4 protein-coding genes and 1 pseudogene are annotated in these 10,866 nt (G+C 31.7%); 1 reads left to right on the plus strand and 4 read right to left on the minus strand.

Features of this window, described 5'->3' with window-relative positions:
* Positions 1 to 269: 269 nt before the first annotated feature.
* From Q5N74_RS16335 to Q5N74_RS16345, 3 genes are all read right to left on the minus strand, one after another.
* Positions 270 to 3,446, minus strand: a complete 3,177-nt coding sequence (locus tag Q5N74_RS16335) for a PA14 domain-containing protein (protein WP_304390068.1) — start codon at positions 3,444 to 3,446, stop codon at positions 270 to 272.
* 87 nt (positions 3,447 to 3,533) lie between these two features.
* Positions 3,534 to 4,916, minus strand: a complete 1,383-nt coding sequence (locus Q5N74_RS16340) for a GDSL-type esterase/lipase family protein (protein ID WP_304390069.1) — start codon at positions 4,914 to 4,916, stop codon at positions 3,534 to 3,536.
* Positions 4,917 to 5,215: 299 nt separating this feature from the next.
* A complete protein-coding gene (locus Q5N74_RS16345; protein WP_304390070.1) occupies positions 5,216 to 9,376 on the minus strand; it encodes a hybrid sensor histidine kinase/response regulator transcription factor in 4,161 nt (1,386 codons plus the stop codon).
* A 547-nt stretch (positions 9,377 to 9,923) separates the two neighbouring features.
* Between Q5N74_RS16345 and Q5N74_RS16350 the strand changes: the two are divergent.
* Positions 9,924 to 10,124, plus strand: a pseudogene (locus tag Q5N74_RS16350) (IS3 family transposase); the annotation flags it as partial.
* Positions 10,125 to 10,224: 100 nt separating this feature from the next.
* On the opposite strand, the gene Q5N74_RS16355 reads toward Q5N74_RS16350, so the two are convergent.
* The coding region (locus tag Q5N74_RS16355; protein ID WP_304390071.1) for a tyrosine-type recombinase/integrase at positions 10,225 to 10,866 on the minus strand (642 nt) is incomplete at its 5' end.

Genomic DNA, 10,866 nt, shown 5'->3' on the forward strand with positions numbered 1-10,866 from the left:
GATTAATAAATATTTGTTTAGCAACTAAATAAGAGCTTAAGTAGCTTACCCTTTTTAGCATATTTCAATATTAAAAATTAAACCAGAAAAAGCATCCAACTTATAGTTCAAACCATCCACATTATTGCCCAAACCCAATAAAACAGAGGGTTTTTGAGAAATATTGGAAATAATTTGAATACTTTTTATGTTTTTTATTAAAAATTTTTGAAAAAAAACCACCGTTTTAAGCGGTGGTTTTCAACTCTAAATAGAATAAATTACAGTTTTTATTCCTTTATTATTTTCTTAGTTGTCATGATGCCATTATTACTTATGCGCACAAAATAAATACCACTAACAAAACCACTAATATCTATCTGTTCCTTGTTATTTTCTATCTTCTCTTTAGTCAATAACTTGCCCACAATATTATAGATTTCCACATCAGCCCCTAAACCTTGAGATACAATAAAACTGCCTTTAACTGGATTGGGATATATTGACACAACGTCTTGTTTCAAACTGTTGACTCCTAAAGTTAACCCTGCATAAGCAGCGATATCTTGAAGTGAAGCGAAATTTTTAATCCATTCAATATCGTTATACGTAGCGTTGGTTGTACTACTCGTATTATTATCATCAATAAGGAATATTATTCTATTGGTATCTGTATAATTTGTACCACTTGCAAAAACTTGTGTTTTTCCGCTACCAAAACCTGGGCCGTTAGTACTTAAGTCAAAAACATAAATCCCTTGGTTGTTAAGTGTTGTATTGGCTACATTGGAAAACCCATCTTTATCGTTATTATACCAACCACTCGCCATATAAAACGACATTCTGGATGCTGGTAAATGATCTATTTTAATAGCCACATAAGGATGGTCTACACTAAATTCTAAATCTGCTTGATGTTGAATGCCCAAATATCCATTTGTTGCTGGATATGTTGCTTGTAGCTTGCCAGAAATAACAGCCATTGAGGTTGCTACTGGATTATTGAAACTTGTCCAACCTTCGAAATCCCCATCTATATCAAAAAGGAATTCGAATTGACCAGGAACCTTTGATTCATCAATATAAACCGGCAATGTTGTTTTAGAAATACCAGGACCTTCATACATTACAGATAAAGCACTATTAGAGCCCGATGCTGTAAAATATTCGACTTTTATTTTGTAATAGCCTTCATTTAAACAAATACTTACAGCACTTTCTTGTTCTTCATGCAATCCATCATTATCAATTATTTTTATTCCTTCAATTGACAAATTCGATCCATCATCAGAACGAGTATAAAAGGTATAAGTACCACTATTTGGCGCATGAACATAGCCTTCAAATACAAAGCCGTAATTATTTGCACTAGAAGCTTCGCTTAAATCAATTATAGCTATTTCACCTGTTTTTATTGGTGTTTCTGCATCAAAATCCGGAAGTTCATTCCATACGCCTTCATAGTAGCTATAATTAATACCTCCTTTAAAATTAGTAAAGTCCGTAGTAGAAATCATACAAGACAGTGTGTTGATATTTAAAGAAATACTATTTAAATCAAAAGAATTATTAGCACCGCTAAACATTACTTTTAGAGCTTGCACTCCTTTTATTAAGTTCACATTGCTAGCTACGGTAAAATCTTTCCAATCCGTTAATCCTGTTGAATTTGAAGCTCCGAAAGGTACATTTACTTCGGTTGTAACATCTACACCCCCAATGTTAAATTTAATCTTTCCGTTGGCATTTGTTGATGCATATCTAATAGAAATATCGTAGGTTCCATCAGCAGGTACATTTACTGTGTAAGTTAGCCACTCTCCATCTTGTATATCGGTAATGTTGTATCCGCCTTCTGAGCATACTTTTATATCTACATTTTCATCTATACGGTAAACTCCTCCATTGTTACTTATAGTTGTGTCATTATAAGTGTGGTCTTCTCCACTAGTAGTGAAGTAATCAAAGTTTTCTGCTTCAATAGTCGTTGGTAAATTATTCATTGAATAAATCGGCAAATTGTTTGTGTCAAAACCCTTTATAGGATCTCCGTAACAATTATCTGCCCTTCTAAATATTAAACCTCCATAGCCTAGATAAGATCCATTATCAGGAGCTGTTTCGTAATTACCATTCATTTCTATTGATTTTTCACGTGCGCGAAGTGTCCATTTAACTTCTTCAGGTGCTTTTATACCTCTGCCTATATAATGAGCCGTTGGCAATTCCCATGCTGCCACATCATTAAATCTATCTCTATAAATTCTTGCAGGATCGTCTGCATAAATTGGACTTATGGCCAATGACATAGTACGGTTGGTTCTATCCATTTGTTGAATAAACTCACCAGACTCTGCTGTTGGTGTCCATTCGTTTGGCTGATCCATATATGATTGTACATATGAAACTGTATACCTATTATTAAACTCTAAACCTAAAAGGATTCTAGAATCAGCTTCCCCCCAAAAGTCCGCTCCTTGATTCCATGCTATTTCACCAATATTACACAACATATACTCTCCCCACCAAGTATGCCACAAATCCCTTGAACTTTCTTGACTCTGTCCATTCTCCCAAATATAGTTGGTTAACACGCCATTAAAACCATAATCTGATATTGCGCTGCCAGTTGTGTAGTTATAATTTATTTGATAATCTGTAGTATTTATAACGCTTCCTCTTATATGGGGACCAGAAGCATAAGGTAAATCATCCGCACGATGTGGTAACCCTTTAACATATCTTAATGCCCTATCGTATATAATTTCATTATCTAAAAACGCACCAATCGCTAAACATGCTCGAACAGCACTTATTTCTTGATTACCAGCTCTAACATAATCGAACATGTAAGCCCTCCAATACCAAGTACCCTGGGTAGTAAGATCGGACGGCTCTGCAGTATTGGAATACCCGGGATACACCAGCATATCTTTAAATTTATTAATATCTGTTGGAGACCAACCATTGTAAGTGCTTTTAATTATTTCTGCACCTTCTAGCATGATGTAGATTAAAGAACTGGTTAAAGCTCTGGTTCCACTATGTTGCAGGTAGGTTAACCCCGTCCAAGCATTAAAAATTTCAATTGCTTTTTCTGCATGCCTATTATCTCCGGTAATAGACCACATTAGGGCATTTTGGTATGCAGCTCTACTATCATTTTCAAAAGCTGAAAGATTTGTTTTTGGTGCATCTCTATATAAAACAGTCATCGACGTATTACCTTGTACTACATAATCGTATTTTGACTTAGAATCAGCAGCCATCAAAAGGTAGGATTGGTAAAATGGTTCCTTTTGAGCTTCAACCATGTATTTCATTCTATCTAAATCAGATTTTTTATGGGATAAACCTGGATGTACAAATTGGGCATGTACGATCCCAACTGACACAATAAGAAAGCATAAGAAACTAAGCACTTTCTTTTTATTAATTTTCATTTTATTCATTGTAGTTTTTTTCATGGTCTATTATTTATGTTTTAATATATCACATGTAACACCGATAAAGTGATGGACGTTTCATACTTATTTAGTTGTTGATAGTTTTTTTTATTTTTTTACGACTTTTATAGTCTTTTTTATGTTATCTCCTATTAATGAAATTATATATAAGCCTTTAGAATATCCAACCAAATCAATATCCAGTTTATCACTATAATTAGAAATAAAACCCTGCTTATATACCCTTCCATTTAAATCAATAACAGTGTATGTTTTAAATTTAGTATTCGGAATATTTACTGTTAAAATGTTATTTACGGGATTAGGATACACTGACACCTCATCTTGTTTCAAATCGATAACTCCTAATGTTAAACCTGCATATGCAGCGATGTCTTCAAGTGAAGTAAAATTTTTAATCCATTCAATGTCATTATACATAGCATTAGTTGTACCACTCGTTTTGTTATCATCAATAAGGAATATCACTCTATTAGTATCTGTGTAATTTAAACCTTCATTAAATATTTGAGTACTCGAAGCGCCAAATCCCGGACCATTGGTACTCAAATCATAAACATAAATACCAGCATTATTAAGCGTTGTGTTCGCTAAACTAGAAAACCCATCTTTATCATTATTATACCAACTACTAGCCATATAAAATGACATTCTTGAGGCTGGTAAATGATCTATTTTAATAGCTAAATAAGGATGGGTACTACTGAACTCTAAATCTACCTGATGCTGAATCCCCAAATATCCATTGGTTGCAGCATAGGTTGCCTGTAACTCGCCCGAGGTAACCGCCATTGAAGTTGTTGATGGGTTATTGAAACTTGTCCAGCCTTCAAAATCGCCATCTGTATCAAAAAGAAATTCAAATTCACCAGAATTCAATGTTTCTCCAGAAGCACCTGTTAAAAGATTGTATAATAATTCTGGGTAATGCGTTGTTATACTGTCTCCAAAACAAACAATTTTACTTGTTGAAAAATTGTTTTCCACAATGGCATTGTATGCTAAGTCTGCAATACTTTGATAACCTAAATTTGTTGGATGGACCCCATCACTGGATAAAAGCCCCATATCATTATTGAACAAACTATAAGTATCTATAAGTACGATGTTTTTCTCTACCGCAATTTCTGCTAAGACTTGATTAGCTTGAATAACCCTACCATTGGGACCTTCTGGTTCATAATAGGAAGCATCATGTCTTTCTAAAAGAGTTGATCCTATACATGGTGGAATGGTCATTAAAATTATGTCGCTATTTACAGCAAGCACTTGGTCTATTATATTTCGAATGTTGACACCAAATTCGTTTAGAGGTACCAATTTTCCTGAATTAAGCATATCATTAGTACCGGCAAGCAAAATTGTAGTTGTAGGATTATGTACTAAAAGATCTGAATTAATCCTATTTAGCATTTGAATGGTATTGTTTCCTCCAACTCCTGCCATTATCACTTCTGTTTGGGCATTCATTGTATTAAATAACCCAACAAATAAGCCAATCAGAAAAAATTCAGGTAGCAATAAATTGTGAAAGAATGAGTCTAAAAAGGTCTGTTTTCTTTTAAAATATTTTTTTACCACGTGCAGTTAATTTTAGAAAATAAAATTATGCATTACAATAAAAAAACAATAGAACTTATGATTTTAAACGTCCAACTTATAGTCCATTTTATTCAATAAAGCTGCCCCTTATTACTTAAATAAAAATAGAGGTTGAATTTATTGGCCATAAAAAACACTTTAATCTATATATAGCAAAATAAAACTATTTAAGATTCCTTGTGGTTTTCTATATACTCACTTGGTGTTAAATTATATAGTTCTTTAAAAGTCTTCCCAAAATATGTTGTAGAATTAAACCCCGACATGTTTGAAATTTCCTTAATTGAAAAACTACTTTTCAATAAAAGTTCGGAAGCATATTTTAATCGTATTGTTCTTATAAAATTACTTGGGTTTTGTCCTGTTAACGTTTTTATTTTTCTATAAAAATGAGATCTTCCGACACCAACTTCTTTTAATAAATCGCCAAGTTGAAAATCTTCATCACTTATATTGTCAAAAATAATTTGGGTAACTTTTTCTAAAAAAGCTTCATCCATGGCGTTTGTTGTAAGTTCACTAGAAGGAAGAATAGCTCCTAATTTTGAGAATTTTTCGCGTAATCTCTCTTTTGAATCTAAAAGGTTTTTAATTCTAGATCTTAACACACCTATTTTAAAGGGTTTTGGTAAATACGCATCGGCTCCATGTTCGTATCCTGAAATCAAATCTTCCTCTCTACTTCTAGCCGTTAATAATATAATAGGGATATGGCAAGTTTCAAGTTTTGTTTTTAACGATTTACACATTTCAAAACCATCCAGTTTTGGCATCATAACATCACTAATTATAATATCAGGAAAATATTTCAAGGCTTTTTTCAATCCTTTTTCTCCATTTTCTGCTTCAATAATATTATAATCATCATCTAAATCGTCTTTTAAATGTACTCTAAGTTCTCTATTGTCTTCTACAATCAGTACTGTATATTCTTTGGGGCCAGAACTATTACTTTTTTTGCTTTCTATAAGCAATTCCTCGTTAGAAACCAGCATGTCGTATTCCACTGATTTCATCGAATTTATTAAAAATTCATTTTTCTCGTTTTCAACATGTACTATTTCCCCTTTAATATTTAAAGGTATTTTAACTGTAAATTCACTTCCTTTTTTATGTTTGCTTTTTACTAAAATTTCACCCTTATGCATTTCTACAAGTCCTTTCGTAAAATTAAGCCCCACACCTGTTCCAGATTTTGTGGCATCTAAATTATAAAAACGTGAAAAAACATTTTCCAATTGTTCTTTATTCAAACCCCGACCCGTATCCTTAACAACTATTTCTACATAATCGTTAAGCTTATTCTTTTTGAAATTTAAAACTTTAGGCGTGTTTGCTGTGTGGGCTTTAACTTTGCTTACCGATATCGTAATTTCACCACCACTATTGGTGAATTTTATAGCATTGGATATTAGGTTCGTAATTATTTTTTCGACTTTATCAAAATCAAAAACACAATCAATTTTATAAGAAGTTGATATAAATTTATAATTAATCTCCTTTCTATCGGCTAAATCTTTAAACAACATAAAAATGGCTTCGCTGAAATTTACAATATCACCTCTCTCTAATTGCAATGGAGCCATTCCTGCGTCCATTTTTCGATAATCCAATAATTGATTTACCAAATGCAACAAGCGTCTTGCACTCCTTTGGGCTGTAAGCGCTGATGAGTTTACAATTTCAGAATCTTTAAAATTTCCAAGAATTTTATCTAACGGATTTAAAATAAGAGTTAATGGTGTTCTAAACTCATGCGATACATTTATAAAAAATTCAAGTTTCATCAAGTCCAATTTATGCTTTTGGGCTTCTTCAATTTTCTCGGTATATAAATTCATAAAAAGCCAAACCAAAACACTTCCAATTACTATATACCCTAAATAAGCCCACCATCTTTTCCAAAAAGGAGGTAATATTTTAATATTAATTGTACTAGAATTTTGTTTATTCCACTCTTCATCTACAGATGCTTTTACTTCAAACACATAATCACCTGGTTGTAAGTTTGAATAATTTACGCTTCTATTGAAACCTGCATTTACAAAATGCTCATCAACACCTTGCAATTTATAAATATATTTTACTTGATTTGGATTACTTAAAAAGATGGCTTCAAATTCAAATGAAATATTATTTTCATCATATTTCAATGTTATATTTTGGATTTCTGAAATAGCTTTATCTAAAAGGACACGCCCATTTATAGAATCGCCAGATTCAATTTTCCTATTATTCAATCTAAAACTTGAAATTTTTGGAGTTAGAAGGATTATAGAATCTGAAGCAATATTTCTTGGGTTAAAAATGTTAAAGCCATTCAGTCCTCCAGCGATAATACGACCGTCTTTTGTTTTTTCTATAGATTTACTTTGGTATTCCGCACCCTGTAAGCCGTCTATAATGTTGAAATTCTTAAAATGATGTGTGTCTGGATCTAAAAGAGACATGCCACTTTTTGTTGTTATCCAGAAATTCTTATCATTATCTTCTTTTAAACCAAGTACTAAATTATTAGGAAGCCCATCTTGTGTTGTATATGTTTTTACTAAATTTAAACTAGCATCCAACTTATATAAACCATTATCTGCACCCAACCAAATATTACCTAAAGAATCTTCAGTTATATAATTTATACGCAACCCTTTAATTCCCGTTGCTTCAACTTCCTTAAAATGAATATCTTTTGGTATAAATTCCTTTAATGTATTTAGATCCACAACATTTAAACCTTGTGTTGTACCAATAAACAATCTATTTTTAGAATCTTCAAACAATGAAAAAACAAAGTTACTAGCTAAATTATTTTTGTTATTAAATTGATTTTTATAATTGTGAAATTTGCCTGTATTGGGGTTATAAAGACTTAATCCTTCCGTTTTTAAACCTAACCAAATTCTATTGCTAGAATCTTCAACACCCGTCCAAACTGAGTTTTGTGCAATGGTAGTTGTATCTCGTTCATCATGCAAAAATCGTTTAAATTGATTCGTTTCTGGGTTAAACCTATTCAGGCCTCCATCAAAAGTGCAAATCCAAATAAACTCATCCTTACTCTTAAAAACATATAATATTTTATTGGAACTTAAAGAGTTATTAACTTTTGGATTATTGACAAAAGGCTTAAACAACTGTTTATTTTCATCAAAAAGACTCAATCCGTTATCGTATACCCCCAACCAAATTCGTTGTTTTGAATCTTCCAAAACTGATTGAATAATCTCTCCATTTAAACCGTTTGGATTGTTTGGCTGGTAATAATAATGCCCAAAAGAATTTTTAGAAGTATTTAATTTGCTAACACCTTTATTGTAGCTACCTATCCAAAAGATGCCATCAGTATCTTGAAATATTTTAGATGGTAAATTATTAGGCAAAGAAAAGGGATCAGATGGGTTATTTACGATATGTTTTAATACTTTGAAGTTTTTATTAAATAAATAGAGTCCAAAACCATCGGTAGACACCCAAATTGTTCCCTCTTTATCTTGGAAAATATCATTGATAGGTGTTTGCTTGTCTACCACTGCAACATGGCTAAACGTATTTGCTTTTTTATTCCATAGCACTAAATTTGAAAGATCGTTTCCTATCCAAAAATTTCCTTTTCGGTCTATATAAACTCTTTTAGATATATGGTTTAACTCATAATCGTTTTTGTTATTAATTAAAACCCTTTCGAAATTATCTTTACTACGGTTATATTTATTAAGGTATGGTCCGTTTGTGCTTATCCAAATATCACTATGGCCATCCTTTAAAATAACATTTACATTATTGTTATCTATTGAATTATCAAGCCTATTGTTAACATAATATGAGGTTTTTAAATTTTCTAAATCTACAAATTTACCTTGTAAAACAATTTTGGCTACACCACTATTGGTACCTACCCAAATGGTGTTTGTGGCATTATCATACAGTAGTTTATTTACAACAATACCTTTATGAGAGCTTGTGCTAGATTTTTTAAAAATGTTAACTCTAGAAAACTGATTGGTTTTTTTATTGAGAAAATCTAACCCCCCATTTGTTCCTATCCAAAGGTTCCCATATTTATCACCAATAATTGAATTGATTCTAACATTACTTATAGAACTAATTGAATTTGGTCTAAAAACATCAATATTGTATCCGTTATACTTGTTTAAACCGTCTATAGTTCCAAACCACAAATAACCATCAACATCCTGAAATATATCTAGGCAGGTACTGCTTGAAAGCCCATCTGAAGCATCGATGTTTTCGAATTTTAAATTATTAAGTTGGGCTGATGATGAAAAAATTACAAAGCAAAAAACAATTAAATTGTACCATTTTAAATTCATTCCAAATATTTAATTTTTTAAAATCCGAATATAACAACAAAATAATACAAACTTAATAAAATTGCAATTAACATGTTTATCGGCAGTTATTGTTAAAAACTGTTATAGAAGAGAAAATTTTGAGAAAACCAATTTCATAGTTAGAAATTAAATTAACAAGTTAAATAATAGGTAACACAAATCTTTTGTACATCTTATATAGTAAAAGAAACCCAACCTTTGGTTGACATACCAATTTAGTCACAGTTCACTATTATAGGGAGTAATTTCCAATAGAACGTTAACAATTTTAAAAATTATGTGCTTTAAAGCAATCTAAATTTCGATTATCAGTCTGTTTTAATGGTTATTCAAATGAATAATTTATTTCTTTATCAAGAATTGAGACCAACAACATGCCATTTACCGAAATTAATGGATTAAACCTGCAATCTTTTAAAGTGTGGCGTACATGGTGTGGTCCAAAACAACTGTCCAACGTGAAAAAATATTGTATTGACTGTATCCTTGTTCTAATACAGAAACGTTATAAACTCACGTTCTAGACGATTGTTTTCCTATTAACAAAGCCGTAGCTGAATCGTTTTTTAAGAGCTTAAAAACTGAATGGGTATATCTACATAAATTCAATTATAGATCTCAGGCAGAATTGTCCAGCTTTTCTAGCATAGACACTTGGTATAATAAAAGAAGAATACACTCCTCTTTGGGGTATAAAACCATTATTGAATTTGAAAATGAAATTTAAAACCAAAATGTAGCAGATTAAATATAGTAATTAATTGTCCAACTTTTTGTTGCAAGTCCATATTTCATCAAATACATTGGTTAAAGGCTTAAATGCAATACTAAAAATCGATAACCCTATCCAATGCCTCATCCGTATCTTTTTGCATGAAATTGGATTGATAAAGTATGGTTGTAGTAACAGACGAATGTCTATACAGCTTTTGCAACATTTGGATGGGAATCTTATCTCCTGAAATATTACCAAAACTGTGGCGTGCAATATGCATGCTTATTTTCTTGTCGATGCCAGCTTTGTCTGCCACCAGTTCTAAGCGTCTATTAAAGTTTCTTGTTACTGTTTTAATTCTGGTTCTTAGACGTTTTTTATCGTTTAAATCGACGCCCTCCAATTCTTTAAATATAAACACCGATTCTTGATGTCTTTCTAGTTTCTTTAGAATTTTCACAACTTTATCTGGAATTTTTAATGAAACTAGTTTGCTATTCTTGTCCATTCGATAATGCAGGCGATTATCAACAAAATCATCCCATTTCAGTTGTAGGACGTCACTAACTCTGATGCCTGCAAAGTAAAAACTAATGAGCCAAACTACTAATGCATATTCCTGTGCTTTACTCAAGCCCTTAATAGTTTCTAATGTGGTTAACTCTTCTCTGTTCAATCCTATTTTCTGAGATTCCGGATACTTAATCTGGAATTTACCTTTTCCAAATGGGTATGATTGTATCTTGGCTATGGA

The sequence above is a fragment of the Mariniflexile sp. AS56 genome, from assembly GCF_030552475.1.
GTDB lineage: Bacteria > Bacteroidota > Bacteroidia > Flavobacteriales > Flavobacteriaceae > Mariniflexile.

Bases quoted from the DNA above. Each gene is read 5' to 3' on its own strand.
- Q5N74_RS16335 (WP_304390068.1), bottom strand. From the start codon at position 3,446: ATGAAAAAAACTACAATGAATAAAATGAAAATTAATAAAAAGAAAGTG.
- Q5N74_RS16345 (WP_304390070.1), bottom strand. From the start codon at position 9,376: ATGAATTTAAAATGGTACAATTTAATTGTTTTTTGCTTTGTAATTTTT.
- Q5N74_RS16340 (WP_304390069.1), bottom strand. From the start codon at position 4,916: ATGAATGCCCAAACAGAAGTGATAATGGCAGGAGTTGGAGGAAACAAT.